Below are 15,595 nucleotides of genomic sequence, written 5' to 3'. Positions count from 1 at the left end.
AATCTAAAATTAGTATGTAATTTCGCACCATGACAATAACAGAAGCACTCATCACCATATTGCTCGGCATGGCAGCCGGGTTTATCAATACAGTGGGCGGAGGTGGTTCCATGTTGGTGGTGCCCTTCCTGATCTTTATCGGTCTTCCGGCAAATGTAGCCAACGCGACAAACCGGATTGCCATTTTGTTACAAAACGTGGTTTCCGTCGGAAGTTTCAAACAAAAGAAAATACTTGATTTCAAAACCGATTACAAACTTCTGCTCCCCGTTGCCCTCGGAAGTATCGTGGGGGCTTTGATAGCGGTAGATATTAACGAGGACATCTTCAAAAAAGTCATTGCCGGACTGTTGATTATCATGTTCTTCATGCTGCTTCTCAATCCCGACGCTTGGGTAAAAGCCAACGCGGATAAAGCAAAAATGAAACAACCGTGGCTGCGAAACCTGATCTTCTTTTTTATCGGTATTTACGGCGGCTTCATCCAAATCGGTATCGGTTTCTTTCTGCTTGCCGGACTGGTGCTGGGGTGCGGTTACGACCTGTTGAAAGCTAATGCCATAAAACTGTTTATCGTTCTCTTTTACACGATTATCGCTCTAGCAATCTTCATATACAACGATCTGGTCAACTTCAAAGTAGGTCTTATCCTTGCCTGCGGCAATATGCTCGGTGCGTGGCTCGGCGTACGCTTCAGCGTGAAATGGGGAGCGAAATACATTCGCTATTTCCTGCTCGTGATACTGGTAGTCGTGGCTATCCGCCTTTATTTTAGCTAAAAATAAAAAAATACAAATACTGGAAAATGACGGGAATAGGAAATTACTGAAATAAGTAGGCGACAAAAAAGCATAGCATACGATATATTTTGATAACTTTGTAAATCAAATTTTACATCACCATGGAAATAAAAATAGGACACTCGTTCACGCAGGAAATAACAGTTCAGCATAAAGATACCGCGGCTGTTTACGGTTCGGGGAAATTGGAAGTATTTGCAACCCCGGCAATGGTCGGATTGATGGAAAACACGGCAATTAAATGCCTCGAAGGAATGCTCGACGCTGACAGCGATACCGTGGGTATTGAAATCAACACCAAACACGTGAAAGCTACCGCCGTGGGCAAAAAAGTAGGCTGTAAAGCCACCATTACCGAAGTCGACGGTCGCCGTATTCGCTTTGAAATCGAAGCGTGGGACGAAACCGCCCCTATCGGAACAGCCGTCCACGACCGTTTCATCATCAACCCGGAGAAATTTATGAGCAAACTTTAATAATTGAAAATTGAAAATGCAGAATTGAAAATGAAATAATCTTTCAAACACTTCAATTCACATTTTCAATTTTCAATTCTCAATTTTCAATTGTATGTTTAAGCTTACCTCAGAATTTCAACCCACCGGCGACCAACCGGAAGCAATAAAACAACTGACACAGGGACTTGAAGAAGGTACCCCGGGACAAGTGTTGCTGGGGGTCACGGGTTCGGGGAAAACATTCACGATCGCGAACGTCATTGAAAAGGTACAACGCCCTACCCTTATTTTAAGTCATAACAAAACATTAGCCGCACAGTTGTACTCGGAGTTCAAAGCGTTCTTTCCGGAAAACGCGGTCGAATATTTTGTTTCCTATTACGATTATTATCAGCCGGAAGCTTATCTTCCGACGACAAACACTTATATAGAAAAAGACCTCGCTATTAACGACGAGATCGATAAACTACGCCTACGGGCAACCGCTTCCCTCCTCTCCGGACGACGGGATGTGGTCGTAGTTTCATCTGTTTCCTGCCTGTACGGTATGGCAGACCCGACAGCTTTCGGGGCAAATATCATCTTCCTGCGCCGGGGACTGAAAATCGCCCGCAATCAATTATTACGACGTCTGGTAGACGCCCTTTACGTGAACAACGAACTCGAGTTCAAACGGGGAAGTTTCCGGGCAAAAGGTGAAACCGTGGATATATTCCCCTCCATCGAAACTTTCGAGGGCATGGCTTACCGGATAGAATTCTGGGATGATGAAATCGACCGGATCACTTCTTTCAGCCCACAGACCGGAAAGACCATGGATGAAATGGAAACATTGAACATCTACCCGGCAAACTTATTCGTCACGGACAAAGCCACGTTGGCAAAAGCCATCCACGACATAGGACACGACCTCACTATACAAGTCGATTTTCTTAATTCTGTCGGGAAACACATGGAGGCCAAACGTCTGGAAGAACGGGTAAATTACGATCTGGAAATGATTCGGGAACTGGGATACTGTTCCGGAATCGAAAACTATTCCCGTTATCTGGACGGTCGTGCCGCAGGTGTACGTCCATTCTGCTTACTGGATTACTTCCCGCAAGATTTCCTGTTGGTTGTCGATGAATCGCACGTGACGCTACCACAGGTGAGAGCCATGTACGGGGGCGACCGCTCCCGCAAACAATCGCTCGTGGAATACGGCTTCCGGCTTCCCGCCGCTTTTGACAACCGTCCGCTTACTTTCGAGGAATTCGAGGCAAACACGGGACAAACGATATACGTCAGCGCTACCCCTGCCGATTACGAACTCGAGAAATGCGAAGGCGTCGTGGTCGAACAAATTATCCGCCCCACGGGTATCCTCGATCCGGAAATCGAAGTCGTACCCAGCAAAAACCAGATAGATCATCTTGTCAACGAAATACAGCAACGAATAGAAATAAAAGAGAGAGTTCTCGTTACCACGTTGACCAAACGCATGGCAGAGGAACTGAGTAAATATTTAGACCGTATTCGCATCAAATGCCAGTACATCCACTCCGACGTGGACACGCTGGAACGAGTGCAAATCATCGAGAACCTGCGCAAGGGAATTATTGATGTCATTGTCGGGGTAAACCTGCTCCGTGAAGGATTGGATATGCCGGAAGTTTCTCTTGTCGCCATTCTCGACGCCGACAAAGAAGGATTCCTACGCTCCACGCGCTCACTCATACAAACCTCCGGACGTGCAGCCCGTAACTTGAACGGGAAAGTCATCATGTACGCCGACACGATTACCCGTTCCATGCAGGCAACCATAGACGAAACCAATTATCGTCGGGAAAAACAAATGGAATACAACCGTGAACACGGCATCATCCCCACCCAAATTCACAAAACAACCGAATCCGTGCTAAAAGAAACTTCCCGTGCTTACGTGGAAGAAGAGCATATCAACATGGCCGCCGATCCGGTTACCGCTTACATGAGCAAACCCGAACTGGAAAAGATGTTGCAAAAAACAAAAGCCGCCATGCAAAAAGCCGCCAAAGAAATGGACTTCCTCGAAGCCGCCCGCCTGCGTGACGAAATGTTCAAACTCGAAGAAACAATAAAACGGCTGGAACTTTAAGATTGTTCAACGGACAACATATCGCTGCATCTTAAGAATATATTCAAAGAAAACGAACTGGACGAAAATTCAGTTACCGAGGAATTCTCGGTAACTGAATCTGACGACAAATCTCGCTTAAATACTTTTACTCAAAAGGTTATCTTTCCAAGATAATTTTATAAAATAAAAGCAAGAAGAGAGCATAACTTTTCTGACAGCACATAAACTTTTCAACTTGGTCTTTTCTATATCTAAAAAATAATATAAACTATCCTCTATAAAAATCGGAATAAACCAACCATTAAATATCTGATAACTATAGAAGAACTATCTTTATCGGAATATTCAAATCTATTTCCGTGGTGTTTTATATACACAATCTTATACCAAAAAACAATTATGCCACGACATTTTTTTATCCTAATAGGTGTTTCATGGGGGTATGATAGGAGTATGATAGAAGTATCACCCTGCAAACAGCTTGGTATATAGCTGTTATGTTACCAACTTGCCTAGGTTTACCTATAATATACCACGAGAACACACCTCGTTCAAATTCTTGCTCTCTTCATCGAAATTATAGAATCGATTTTTTCACATGGTAATCTTGTCTATCCGATATTTTCTAAATAAAGTGTATACAAATTGATAGAATATGAAGATTCACAATAGAAGTGCAATCCCCGCACAAGCGTGATTTTTTGTTTGTAAAGTAATTATACTTATATTTGTTGGTAGAACTAATAAAGAATGCATATGGAAACAGGAAACCGATATATCCGTTTTGATTGGGCCATGAAGCGCTTGCTGCGTAATAAAGCTAATTTTGCCGTGTTGGAAGGATTGTTGACCGTGTTGTTGGGTGAGCGTATTACTATCCAGAAATTGTTGGAGAGCGAGAGTAATCAGGAAGACGAATATGATAAATATAATCGGGTGGATATGTTGGCTGAAGATTCCAAAGGCCAACTTATCTTGATAGAGGTACAAAATAATAATGAATACGCTTACTTCCAACGTATGTTGTTCGGGACGTCAAAGTTAGTTACCGAATATATCAACCGGGGAGAGGGATATGACAAGGTACGCAAAGTGTATAGCGTGAATATAGTCTATTTCTCCCTGGGACACGGGAAAGATATCGTTTATCATGGTAAAACGGAATTTCACGGTATTCACACCGGTGAAGTACTTGAATTAACACCTTTTCAGCGACAAACATTCAAGGTGGATACAGTTAGCCAACTTTACCCCGAGTATTACATCTTGAGAGTGAATGATTTCAATCAAATAGCGAAAAGTCCGTTGGAAGAATGGATTTATTATTTGAACACGGGTAACATTCCGGAATCTGCTACAGCACCCGGTTTGAACGAAGTTCGTGAACGTCTGAAGCTTGATAGAATGACTAAAGAAGAGTTAGACGCGTATTATCGGCATTTGGATAATGTGGTTATTTTGCGGGATAATATTTTTACCGAACGTGCGGAAGGACGCGCGGAAGGACGTATGGAAGGACGTGCGGAAGGTGAGTTACAAAAAGCTAAGGAAATAGCATCAAACTTGAAAAAAGCAGGTTTGAATATTGAAATAATCGCTCAAAGTACAGGGCTATCGATTTTGGAAGTAGAGAAACTTTAAACTACATAAATAGGGTATTTTGTAAACATGAAAACCAGAAGAGCCCAAACAATGAAACTCTTTTGGTTTTCGTGCCATGTCAATTTTTTTCCTCATCATCCGGCAAGCTTCCGATTTTTTGTTTTTTCGGCAAAAATTATAACTTTTTATTTGTGATCTGACGACTTCGGCAATACCACGTTCGTGATACGGCACACGGAAGCCAAGTTCCCGAATTCATCCGTCACGTTCACGGCAACCACGTGGGTTCGTTGTCCCTTATGGATAAATTCAGCCCGCCCGATAACATAACTCCCTTGGGCTTTACGGATATGATTGCCATTAATCTCGATTCCGAACACGTGATTTTCTTCCAGATTTTCCCCGATATAGGTTAATCCACTTCCCACGGTTTCCACCAATGCCATAATCGCTCCACCGTGCAACAATTGTCCCGGACGCATCGTGCGTTCATCAATCGGCATCTTTGCTTCCAACCAATTCTCTCCCACCCCGATAAACTCAATTCCCAAACTTTCCATCAATGTCCCCCGGCGTTCCCGGTTCATCTGTTCTATAAGCTCTAACATGTATTGATTTTAGATTTATGATTTTAGATTTCCACTCACAGCCCAAGGCTTTTTTATCGTAAATTAATTTCTCTTTTTATTGGGATTCGCGGGAAACCATCCTTTCTTTACCCTTTCTTCCTGCTCGAAAACTTCCTTAATCGTCCAGAAAGACGAGAAGGCAAATACACCCAGCAAAGATGACCACAACACGTTGGTAACCCACAGGGCAGCAAGCGTTCCGGCGATTCCCAATACAAGGAATATCCACCAACATTTTGTACCCCAGTAATACTCCGCTTTTACTACCACGGGATGAAATAACCCGATAATCAGGAAGGTACAAATCCCGATAATTAATCCAGTCAAGTTATATGATTCAATGAATTCCATAAATGTTTTTTTAGACTCCCGCAAATGTACAAATATTCCCAAAACACTACCTTATTTCTCCAAAATATTCCTACTTTTGTATGGAAGTACGAGAAAAAACTAAACAACTATGATAACACTGAAAGAAGGAGAAAAAGCCCCTTATTTCGAGGGCATAAATCAAGACGGCAAAAAAATTACCTTGGATGATTTCAAGGGGAAAAAATTAATACTTTATTTCTACCCGAAAGATAACACTTCAGGATGCACGGCAGAGGCTTGCAGCTTGAACGACGGGTATTCCTCCCTCACGGATAATGGCTTTGAGGTTGTAGGAGTTAGCCCCGATTCGGCAAGTTCTCATCAGAAATTTATAGCGAAATACAACTTGTCGTTCAACCTTATCGCCGACACGGACAAAAAGATACTAGAAGCTTACGGCGTATGGGCAGAAAAGAAAATGTACGGCAGAACTTACATGGGCGTATTACGCACCACGTTTATCATTGACGGAAACGGTATTATTCAAAAAATCATCACGAAAGTGAACACGAAGGAGCACGCGAAGCAAATCCAAGAGCAATTGAAAATTGAGAATTGAAAATTGAAAATGAAATGCGAGAACAACAACTTGTAACTCGCCGAAGGTGAACAAAAATCATAAATCTAAAATCATAAATAAATCAAGTATGGCAAATGCAGAAACCAACCAAGACAAGTTAAAAGCACTTCAACTCACGCTCGACAAGATCGAGAAGAATTTCGGGAAGGGAAGCGTCATGAAACTTGGGGATAATGTCGTAGAAGATGTTATGGCTATCCCCTCGGGTTCTATCGGACTGGACAGAGCTCTGGGCGTAGGCGGTTATCCCAAGGGACGCGTCGTAGAAATCTATGGCCCCGAATCTTCAGGTAAAACAACACTCGCTATTCACGCTATCGCTGAAGCACAGAAAATGGGTGGTATCGCCGCTATTATCGACGCAGAGCACGCTTTCGACCGGGTATACGCGGAGAAACTGGGCGTTGACGTGGATAATTTATTTATTTCACAACCCGACAACGGGGAACAAGCCCTTGAAATAGCGGAACAATTGATTCGTTCGGCTGCTATCGATATCATCGTGATTGACTCTGTTGCCGCCCTTACCCCGAAAGCTGAAATCGAGGGAGAGATGGGTGACAGCGTGATGGGATTACAAGCCCGTCTGATGTCCCAAGCCCTACGTAAATTAACGGGAACAATTAGCAAAACAAATACTTGTTGTATTTTTATCAACCAATTACGTGATAAAATCGGTGTTATGTTCGGTAATCCCGAAACGACAACCGGAGGTAACGCTCTGAAATTCTACGCTTCCGTGCGTCTGGATATCCGCCGTATCGGTCAGATCAAGGACGGGGAGGAAATTTACGGTAACCACACCCGCGTGAAAGTAGTGAAAAACAAGGTAGCTCCTCCATTCAAAAAAGCGGAATTCGATATCATGTACGGGGAAGGTATCTCCCGTTCCGGTGAAATCGTTGACATGGGTGTTGAATACAACGTGATCAAAAAAAGCGGAAGTTGGTTCTCTTACGGGGAAAGCAAACTGGGACAAGGACGGGAAACCGTGAAACAACTTGTCATGGACAACCCGGAATTGGCAGAAGAACTCACGCAAAAGATCGTGGAAGCAATAAAGAGTGGTGTGCAACCGGCAACGAAATAAGTTATAAAGTTCATAAGGTTCATAAAGTTTATAAAGTAATTGTTTTTCCCCACAGGATGCTTTTCCACGGTAGCTAAAGCTACCGTTAAATACTGTCCGAAGGACACCCGTCACTTTAAGAACTTTATAAACCTTATAAACTTTACAAACCCTATAAAACAGCTGAAATATACAATGAAAAATCGTTTATTTTCTGCACTTATCCTGCTATCTGTTGTGTCGTGCGATAGCCAGAAAGAGGCAGTAAAAACAAGTTATAAAACACCGGATATGAAATTAGCATCCGACGTGATGACTCCCGAAGTGTTATGGTCATTTGGCAGACTCGGCGGAATAAGTGTATCCCCCGACCAGAAATCACTCGTGTACGAGGTGACTTACTTCAACAAAGAAGAAGACCGCTCGTACAGTGATGTCTACCTGATGAATCTTGCTGACGGAACATCCAAACAATTAACCGACACGGATTACAAGGAATTCGGGACAACATGGACTCCCGACGGTAAAATTGCCTTCATGTGCAGTAAATCGGGTTCTGTCCAATTATGGGAAATGAACCCGGACGGCAGTAATCTCAAACAATTGACCAACGTGGAAGGTGGTATCGGGGGATATATTTTCTCCCCGGACAAATCCAAACTTCTTTTCTTGAAAGATGTGAAACTGGAAAAAGATGTACACGACTTGCACCCGGACCTCCCGAAAGCGAATGCCCGCTTGATCAACGACCAGTTCTATCGTCACTGGAATGATTGGGTGGAAGCGTACACCCACCCGTTTGTCGCCGACTATATCGCGGGACAAATGATTACCTCCGGTAAAGACATCATGGAAGGCGAGAAATGGGAATCTCCCGTTCGTCCTTGGGGTGGCACCGAGCAACTGACATGGACAAAAGACGGTCAAGGCGTTATCTACATGGCACGCAAAAAAGAGGGTATCGATTACGCTTTCTCTACAAACACGGACTTATACCTTTATAACGTGAAATCCGGGAAAACCGAGAATCTCACGAAAGGTATGATGGGGTACGACCAAAACCAAGTGATCTCTCCCAACGGGGAATTCATGGCATGGGAAAGTATGGAACGTGATGGATACGAGGCTGATAAAATCCGCCTTTTCGTGATGAATCTGAAAACAGGCGAGAAAAAGGAGTACACGAAAGACTTCGACCAAAACGTGGGTGGTCTTACTTGGGCTGACAATAACACGCTCTATTTTATTTCCGATCACCACGCCACCGACGAGATTTACAAGTTGACGTTAAACGACGGGGTTATCACCAAATTAACCGAGGGCGTACACAACTATACTTCCGTTATCCCGGTAAACGATTACCTGATCGCTACCAAAGTATCCATGAGCAAGCCAGCAGAAATCTACAAAGTAGACCCGAAAACCGGAAAGGACACGGAACTCTCGTTCGTGAACAAAAAGATACTGGATCAACTGACCATGGGTAAGGTGGAATCCCGTTGGATAAAAACTACCGACAACAAAGAGATGTTGACATGGATTATCTATCCTCCCCATTTCGACCCGAACAAGAAATACCCGGCAATCCTTTATTGCGAGGGCGGACCGCAAAGTACCGTCAGCCAGTTCTGGAGTTTTCGCTGGAACTTCCAGATGATGGCAGCCAACGGCTATATCATCGTTGCTCCTAACCGCCGCGGTTTACCGGGATTCGGTCAGGAATGGAACGAACAGATCAGCGGGGACTATTCCGGACAAAACATCAAGGATTATCTTTCTGCCATCGACGAGATGAAGCAAGAACCTTATATTGACGAGAATCGTTTGGGATGCGTGGGAGCCTCTTATGGAGGGTACTCCGTGTTCTACCTTGCTGGACATCACGACAAACGTTTCAAAGCGTTTATCGCCCATTGCGGTATCTTCAACATGGAAATGCAATATTTCAACACCGAAGAGATGTGGTTCGCACAATGGGACATGGGCGGTGCGCCTTGGGACAAGAAAAACAAGGTGGCTCAACGTACTTTCGAAAATTCCCCGCACAAATTTGTCGGAGAATGGGACACCCCGATTCTGGTGATCCACGGTCAAAAAGACTTCCGCATCGACGCATCGCAAGGTATGGGAGCTTTCAATGCCGCACGTATGCGTGGCATTCCGGCACAATATTTATATTTCCCGGAGGAATGTCACTGGGTACTCGGATGCCAGAACGGTATTTTATGGCAACGAACTTTCGCCGCTTGGTTGGACAAATGGTTGAAATAATATGGAGGTGTCAAAACACACCTCCAGTCTATAATGTCCATAAAGTCGAGCCGGAGGCTCCTAAAGTCTATAAAGTCCACGATTCAATAACACGATGATATACATCATTATAAATCAAATCTCACGATACATTTGACCTTACGACATTATGGACTTTAGACCTTATGGACGAGAGGGCGTGTCGAAACACGCCCTCATTTCTATTCCAGCTTAAATACGGCTGTCACGTGCGGTTCTAAATTGAGTTTCAATTGCTCAAATTCTCCCACGTTCTGATGTAACCAGACATCTCGCACGAACGCTTTCCCGAATCCCAATAAATCCAATGGTACCACGACCTCTTCCGGTTCATCCCCCCGATTCATCACGGCTAAAGCGACACGCCCGCCATCCAGCGGTTTCATCCATATCTCGCAATTTCCCTCTTTCTTCATCATTCTCCCTTGCAGTCCTAGCACATCTTGATTAATCGCGATAATCTCCGGATTTGTCAATATTCTTAAAACAGAGTCGGGCATATTCCGAACATCGTTCCCGCATAACAGGGGAGCGGCCATCATACACCACATACTCATGTGTGTACGATACTCTTTTAAATTACAACCATATTGCACGTCGCCGGAGTTAATACTCGAACTCTTCCCGCAAATTCCGACAACCAACATATCTGGGTCATTCCATGCCCCCGGGAAAGCGTAATCGGCCAATTTAGCGTTCTTGTCAATAATATCCAGTATGCCGTATAATCCTGTTCCCGAGTCTCTCAAATCCCAAGCGTCACGAATATCCTCCGTTGTACGCCAATAATGCCCGCCGACTTCTCTCGCCCACTCCCACGGTTCACGACGTCCCCACTCGCAAACACTGTAAATAATCGAACGATCGGTAGACCGCAGAGCCTCCCCCATCTTCCGGTAACGTGCAATCGCCGTATCCCGTGATGCCGGAGCACCACAATAATCATATTTCAACAAATCCACTCCCCACTCGGCGAAATCACGGGCATCTATTTCCTCGAAGCCGTAACTTCCGCACACGCCCGCACAAGTATATTTCGAGGCGTCCGAATAGATACCTAAACGGAATCCTCTCTCGTGCAGGTAATCGGCAACATATTTTATTCCTCTTGGAAACTTCGTCGAGTCAATGACAATATGCCCGTCCGCCCCTCTCTCTTTCAACTGCCACAAATCGTCAATATTAATGTAATTATATCCTAAATCACGCATTCCGTTCGCGATCATCGCCTCTGCCGTTTCGATAACCAAGGCTTCCGTCAAATCTTGTCCGAAAGTATTCCAACTATTCCACCCCATCACCGGCGTCAGCGCCAACTCCTTGCCAATCTGTATTTTCAACTCGCTCACCCTGCTTCCCAGCTTATTAGTAGCCGTAATCTTCACCTTATACTCCCCGGCATTCTCCACGATACCCCGTATAATTCCAGTCTCGCCATTCAAGGTCAATCCCCCCGGTAACCCTTCCGCCGTCCAAGTCATGGGACGCTCACCCGAAGTCGGAATAGCGAAAATAAACTCCGTACCGGGATAATTCCCCACCACGTAAGGCGGATTCACACGAGGCTCCCCCTCGAAGACGCCCTCGAACTTCCCTCTCTTCCCCGTACACCCGAACAGGGCAAATATCAAAACAAACCACAATACATTTTTCATATACTATATTTTAACAATCATGCACAAATATAACAAATAATAGATAAATAACCACACGACAAAGCCATCACACAGAGTAAACGCGTGAAAATGCGTTTGTTCTACCGCTTTATTCCTAATTCTTTCCAGAATATTTTTCTATTTTTGTGTAGACTAAAACCGGAAAGCCATGAAGATACTGATTGTCGAAGATGAAAAAGGATTACGGGAAGTGATGACACAATCGCTCGAAAAAGAACGTTTTATCGTGGAAACCGCCACGGACTACGCCACGGCATTGCAGAAAATCAATGATTACGACTATGATTGCATCCTGCTGGACATCATGCTTCCCGGTGGCAACGGACTGTCGATCCTCGAGGAACTGAAAAAACTACGCAAACGCGAAAGCGTTATCATTGTTTCCGCGAAAGACTCCATTGAAGATAAGGTGACAGGGCTAGACCTCGGCGCAGACGATTATCTGGCAAAACCTTTCCATCTGGCAGAACTCCACGCCAGAGTAAAGTCCGTCATCCGGAGAAAACAAAACGACGGGGATATCAAAATAGAGATCGGCAATCTAATTGTCTACCCCGACAATCACACCGTCTTTATTGATGGTAATGAACTGAAATTGAACCGTAAAGAATTTGACCTTTTGTATTATTTTGTCGCTAATCCCGACCGCCTGATCAATAAAACCACTCTCGCGGAATCCGTTTGGGGCGACAACATCGATCAGGCAGACAGTCTGGATTTTATTTACTCCCAAGTAAAAAATCTACGCAAGAAAATGAAACAAGCCGAAGCTATTCCGGAAATCAAAGCCGTTTACGGCTTCGGCTATAAACTGATAACCACCCCGGAAGCATGAAACTCATCCACTATACCATAAGCAAACTCTCTGTCGTGTTGATCATCATCCTCACGACATGGGCTTGTCTTTTCTATTTTAACATACTCGATGAGATTCTTGATGAAACGGACGATAGTCTTGAAAACTATAAAAACCTTATCATCCGTCAGGTACTCACGGATACATCCGCCATTGACAATCATAACGATCTGATGAGCCAATACATGCTCAAGGAAATACCCGAGGAAGAAGCCATCCATTACCGGGAACGCTATTTCGACTCCACCCGCTTCTACGAGACAGAACTGGAATTCGACCCCGTGCGGGTACTAAAAACCGCATTCCGGGGACAGGACAAGAGATTCTACGAGTTGACTGTCATGATCTCCACGCTGGAACAGGACGACATGATCGAGGCCATCCTGCAATGGATTATCATTCTCTATTTCACCCTTCTCGTGTGTATTATACTCGTATCCGAGCTCGTGTTTCGCCGGAGCCTGTCGCCTTTCTACAAGCTGCTTCGCTGGCTCAATACATTTACTCTCGGGGAAAAGAATCCCCCGTTGGACAATCCCACGAAAATCAAAGAATTCAAACAGTTAAACGACACGATACGCAAAATGACTCTACGGAGCGAAGAAATGTATTCCCAACAGAAGCAATTCATCGGGAACGCCTCCCACGAGTTGCAAACCCCGTTGGCAATATGCCGCAACAAACTCGAACTCTTCGCCGAAAGACCGGACTGTACCGAGGAACAATTGCAAGAAATTGCCGATATTCACCGCAACGTGGAACGCATCATTAAACTCAACAAATCCCTGTTGTTCCTTTCCCGCATTGAAAACGGGCAATTCCACAACGAGAAAGAGGTAGAACTCAACCCGATCATTCGGGAACTTATCGAGGATTTTCAAGAAATATACGAACACAAGAAACTCCGGGTACACCTCGAGGAAACGGGCATCTGCAAGATTCGCGCGAACGAATCTTTAGCCAATACCCTCGTGACAAACCTGCTCAAAAATGCCATGATACACACTCCGGTAAACGGCGAAATTATGGTCAGCATACTTCCTTATCAAATCACCATTTCCAACAGTGGCGAAGGAAAACCTTTGGATAATTCCCGCCTTTTCACCCGCTTCTATCAAGCCGACAACAAGAAACCGGACTCCACAGGGCTGGGACTTGCCATCGTGCAAAGCATCGCGAATCTTTATGGTATCCGTATCACCTACTCGTACGACGGGATGCATCATTTCACGGTAAAAATCTAAAATTTTTCAATTCCTCTCTTTTTTCCCAAATCTTTCCCAAATTGCCCCTTTACTTTGTTCTCAGAAATTGAATTAATACATGAACATTAAAAATAAAAAGCTATGAGAACAAAGAATTTTCTTTTTACCGCACTTTTATTATCAGGTTTCGCTTTCACGAGCTGTGATGATAACGACGACAACTACACCCCAGACGGGAAGATACAGGAAGCATTTATCACCAAGTACCCGAACGCCCAACGCGTGGAGTGGGAAAAGAAATATGACCATTACGTGGCAGACTTCTATCTCGAGGGTATCGAAAGAGAGGCTTGGATCAACGCGCAAGGAGAATGGGTAATGACCGAAAGCGACATCCGCTACACCGATCTCCCGGCAGAAGTACAGTCAGCATTTCAAGCAAGCGAGTACAAGGATTGGAAAATTGACGACGTGGATATGCTCGAACGAGTGGAGATGGAACCCGTGTACGTGATCGAGGTAGAACAAGGGAAACAGGAATTTGACCTGCACTACGCGGCAGACGGCACGCTCCTCAAGGCCGTGGAAGACACGGACAACAATAATGAACACCACCCGACAACTGTCCCCGAAGCGTTAAAGACAGCTATCGACAACCGCTATTCGGGAGCCGTGATATTGGATATAGACGTTGAGAAAGGTATCACTGAAATTGATATCCGCCACGAGGGTAAGTCCAAAGAAGTACACTTCAACGCCCAAAACGAATGGTTGTACACCTCATGGGACGTAAGACAGTCGGAAGTTCCAACAGAAGTGATGACCACTATTAATAACGCTATTAGTCAAAATCATAAAGGCTACAAAATCGACGACATCGAATACGAGGAAAGACCTAATGGCGATGTGTATGTATTCGAATTGGAGAAAGAAAATGACCGAGATATTTACGTAACCGTGGACATGGAAGGAAACATCGTGAAGTAATCACACGTAAAAGGAGTGAAAAGCTATATTGTAAAACAAAAACTAACATGAAATTATGAAAACAACATTTATCGCTGCAATAATCATGCTCTCCTCCATGTTCGCTTTCAGCAGTTGCAAAAGCGACGGCTACGTCCCCGCCAAGAACATCGTGAACGCATTTAAGGCCAAGTACCCGAAAGCCAAACAAGTGGAATGGGAAGTGAAGAACACGTATCAAGTCGCCGAATTCCGCATCGGATTCACGGAAGCAGAAGCTTGGTTCGACAACAACGGCAAATGGGTGATGACGGAAAGCGACGTATCCTTCCGCTCTCTGCCCGCCGTTATCCGTAACAGTTTTGAAACCGGGGAATATGCCAAATGGAAAGTGGAAGACGTGGATAAACTCGAGAGAGACGGTATGGAAACCCTTTACATCATCGAGGTGGAACTCGGCGAACAGGAAGTAGACCTACATTACCTTGAAAACGGTACTCTCGTGAAAACGGTAATGGACAAAGAAAACAAAGGCTATTTCCCGGAAACGATGCCCCAAACCGTCCTGCAATTCATCAAACAAAAATACCCGCAAGCAAACATCGTGGAAATTGATCAGGAAAAAGGACTGTTGAAAATAGAAATCATCGACAACCGTCTCAAAAAAGACGTGGTATTCAACCACAAGAACGAGTGGGTGGTCACGACATGGGAAGTTCGCCAAAGTGAAGTCCCCACCAACGTGATGAACGTTCTGAAAACCTCGGCATACGCCAATTATCGCATCGACGACATCGATTATGAAGAAAGAGCCGACGGAACGAATGTCTACATCTTCGAGGTAGAACAAGGCAACAAAGAAGTTTATGTCACGATAAACGCCAATAGTCTGGAAGTAATATCCACGACACCGAAAAATTAATAAAAGGGACTTTCGTCCCTTTTATTAGTCCATAAAACACGGGTGTCCTTTGGACAGAGTTTAACGGCAA

The 15,595-nt window shown here is 44.5% G+C and carries 14 protein-coding genes; 11 read left to right on the top strand and 3 right to left on the bottom strand.

The window, feature by feature from the left end; all coding sequences use genetic code 11:
• Window positions 1-29: 29 nt before the first annotated feature.
• The 4 genes from ACK8P8_RS06560 (at window position 30) to ACK8P8_RS06545 (ending at window position 5,000) form a co-directional block, all read left to right on the top strand.
• Window positions 30-779, top strand: coding sequence for a sulfite exporter TauE/SafE family protein (locus ACK8P8_RS06560; RefSeq protein ID WP_369860671.1), 750 nt, complete (start codon window positions 30-32; stop codon window positions 777-779).
• A 122-nt stretch (window positions 780-901) separates the two neighbouring features.
• Window positions 902-1,276: a thioesterase family protein gene (locus ACK8P8_RS06555; protein ID WP_292271161.1), complete on the top strand. Its 375-nt coding sequence runs from the start codon at window positions 902-904 to the stop codon at window positions 1,274-1,276.
• A 94-nt stretch (window positions 1,277-1,370) separates the two neighbouring features.
• Window positions 1,371-3,377 carry an excinuclease ABC subunit UvrB gene (gene uvrB, locus ACK8P8_RS06550; RefSeq protein ID WP_099292180.1) on the top strand — a complete coding sequence of 669 codons (2,007 nt, stop codon included), beginning with the start codon at window positions 1,371-1,373 and terminating at the stop codon, window positions 3,375-3,377.
• A gap of 738 nt (window positions 3,378-4,115) precedes the next feature.
• Window positions 4,116-5,000, top strand: a complete 885-nt coding sequence (locus tag ACK8P8_RS06545) for an Rpn family recombination-promoting nuclease/putative transposase (protein WP_099292179.1) — start codon at window positions 4,116-4,118, stop codon at window positions 4,998-5,000.
• Window positions 5,001-5,146: 146 nt separating this feature from the next.
• Here the strand turns inward: ACK8P8_RS06545 and ACK8P8_RS06540 are convergent, their stop codons facing one another.
• On the bottom strand, window positions 5,147-5,569 hold the full coding sequence (locus ACK8P8_RS06540) for a PaaI family thioesterase (protein WP_099292178.1): 423 nt from the start codon (window positions 5,567-5,569) through the stop codon (window positions 5,147-5,149).
• A 63-nt stretch (window positions 5,570-5,632) separates the two neighbouring features.
• Window positions 5,633-5,941 carry a DUF4491 family protein gene (locus tag ACK8P8_RS06535; RefSeq protein WP_186975195.1) on the bottom strand — a complete coding sequence of 103 codons (309 nt, stop codon included), beginning with the start codon at window positions 5,939-5,941 and terminating at the stop codon, window positions 5,633-5,635.
• 109 nt (window positions 5,942-6,050) lie between these two features.
• Here ACK8P8_RS06535 and bcp point away from each other — a divergent pair, with 109 nt between their 5' ends.
• The 3 genes from bcp to dpp5 all read left to right on the top strand — a co-directional run bounded on the left by bcp (window position 6,051) and on the right by dpp5 (window position 9,882).
• On the top strand, window positions 6,051-6,521 hold the full coding sequence (bcp, locus tag ACK8P8_RS06530; RefSeq protein WP_369860672.1) for a thioredoxin-dependent thiol peroxidase: 471 nt from the start codon (window positions 6,051-6,053) through the stop codon (window positions 6,519-6,521).
• 88 nt (window positions 6,522-6,609) lie between these two features.
• Complete coding sequence (gene recA / locus ACK8P8_RS06525) at window positions 6,610-7,632, top strand: recombinase RecA (RefSeq protein WP_099292175.1); 1,023 nt, start codon at window positions 6,610-6,612, stop codon at window positions 7,630-7,632.
• A 174-nt stretch (window positions 7,633-7,806) separates the two neighbouring features.
• Entirely contained in the window at window positions 7,807-9,882 is a 2,076-nt protein-coding gene (gene dpp5, locus ACK8P8_RS06520; protein ID WP_369860673.1) for a dipeptidyl-peptidase Dpp5, read from the top strand.
• A 200-nt stretch (window positions 9,883-10,082) separates the two neighbouring features.
• On the opposite strand, the gene ACK8P8_RS06515 is transcribed toward dpp5, so the two are convergent.
• Entirely contained in the window at window positions 10,083-11,555 is a 1,473-nt protein-coding gene (locus tag ACK8P8_RS06515) for a putative Ig domain-containing protein (RefSeq protein ID WP_369860674.1), read from the bottom strand.
• A gap of 169 nt (window positions 11,556-11,724) precedes the next feature.
• On the opposite strand from ACK8P8_RS06515, the gene ACK8P8_RS06510 reads away from it, so the two are divergent.
• The 4 genes from ACK8P8_RS06510 to ACK8P8_RS06495 all read left to right on the top strand — a co-directional run bounded on the left by ACK8P8_RS06510 (window position 11,725) and on the right by ACK8P8_RS06495 (window position 15,525).
• Complete coding sequence (locus ACK8P8_RS06510; protein ID WP_099292166.1) at window positions 11,725-12,411, top strand: response regulator transcription factor; 687 nt, start codon at window positions 11,725-11,727, stop codon at window positions 12,409-12,411.
• Window positions 12,408-13,676: a sensor histidine kinase gene (locus ACK8P8_RS06505; RefSeq protein WP_099292165.1), complete on the top strand. Its 1,269-nt coding sequence runs from the start codon at window positions 12,408-12,410 to the stop codon at window positions 13,674-13,676. Before ACK8P8_RS06510 ends, ACK8P8_RS06505 begins: the two co-directional genes overlap by 4 nt.
• A 102-nt stretch (window positions 13,677-13,778) precedes the next feature.
• Entirely contained in the window at window positions 13,779-14,624 is an 846-nt protein-coding gene (locus ACK8P8_RS06500) for a PepSY-like domain-containing protein (protein WP_369860675.1), read from the top strand.
• Between the two features lie 55 nt (window positions 14,625-14,679).
• Window positions 14,680-15,525 carry a PepSY-like domain-containing protein gene (locus tag ACK8P8_RS06495; RefSeq protein ID WP_099292163.1) on the top strand — a complete coding sequence of 282 codons (846 nt, stop codon included), beginning with the start codon at window positions 14,680-14,682 and terminating at the stop codon, window positions 15,523-15,525.
• The last annotated feature ends 70 nt before the right edge of the window (window positions 15,526-15,595 follow it).

The sequence above is a fragment of the Butyricimonas muris genome, from assembly GCF_046365375.1.
Classification (GTDB): Bacteria; Bacteroidota; Bacteroidia; order Bacteroidales; family Marinifilaceae; genus Butyricimonas; species Butyricimonas muris.
The sequence above is the reverse complement of the archived record's forward strand: the minus strand, read 5'-3'. Positions and strand labels throughout refer to the sequence as shown.

Excerpts from the sequence above, each read along its gene's own strand:
- ACK8P8_RS06560 (WP_369860671.1), top strand. The coding sequence starts at position 30 with ATGACAATAACAGAAGCACTCATCACCATATTGCTCGGCATGGCAGCC.
- ACK8P8_RS06555 (WP_292271161.1), top strand. The coding sequence starts at position 902 with ATGGAAATAAAAATAGGACACTCGTTCACGCAGGAAATAACAGTTCAG.
- uvrB (WP_099292180.1), top strand. The coding sequence starts at position 1,371 with ATGTTTAAGCTTACCTCAGAATTTCAACCCACCGGCGACCAACCGGAA.
- ACK8P8_RS06545 (WP_099292179.1), top strand. The coding sequence starts at position 4,116 with ATGGAAACAGGAAACCGATATATCCGTTTTGATTGGGCCATGAAGCGC.
- ACK8P8_RS06540 (WP_099292178.1), bottom strand. The coding sequence starts at position 5,569 with ATGTTAGAGCTTATAGAACAGATGAACCGGGAACGCCGGGGGACATTG.
- ACK8P8_RS06535 (WP_186975195.1), bottom strand. The coding sequence starts at position 5,941 with ATGGAATTCATTGAATCATATAACTTGACTGGATTAATTATCGGGATT.
- bcp (WP_369860672.1), top strand. The coding sequence starts at position 6,051 with ATGATAACACTGAAAGAAGGAGAAAAAGCCCCTTATTTCGAGGGCATA.
- recA (WP_099292175.1), top strand. The coding sequence starts at position 6,610 with ATGGCAAATGCAGAAACCAACCAAGACAAGTTAAAAGCACTTCAACTC.
- dpp5 (WP_369860673.1), top strand. The coding sequence starts at position 7,807 with ATGAAAAATCGTTTATTTTCTGCACTTATCCTGCTATCTGTTGTGTCG.
- ACK8P8_RS06515 (WP_369860674.1), bottom strand. The coding sequence starts at position 11,555 with ATGAAAAATGTATTGTGGTTTGTTTTGATATTTGCCCTGTTCGGGTGT.
- ACK8P8_RS06510 (WP_099292166.1), top strand. The coding sequence starts at position 11,725 with ATGAAGATACTGATTGTCGAAGATGAAAAAGGATTACGGGAAGTGATG.
- ACK8P8_RS06505 (WP_099292165.1), top strand. The coding sequence starts at position 12,408 with ATGAAACTCATCCACTATACCATAAGCAAACTCTCTGTCGTGTTGATC.
- ACK8P8_RS06500 (WP_369860675.1), top strand. The coding sequence starts at position 13,779 with ATGAGAACAAAGAATTTTCTTTTTACCGCACTTTTATTATCAGGTTTC.
- ACK8P8_RS06495 (WP_099292163.1), top strand. The coding sequence starts at position 14,680 with ATGAAAACAACATTTATCGCTGCAATAATCATGCTCTCCTCCATGTTC.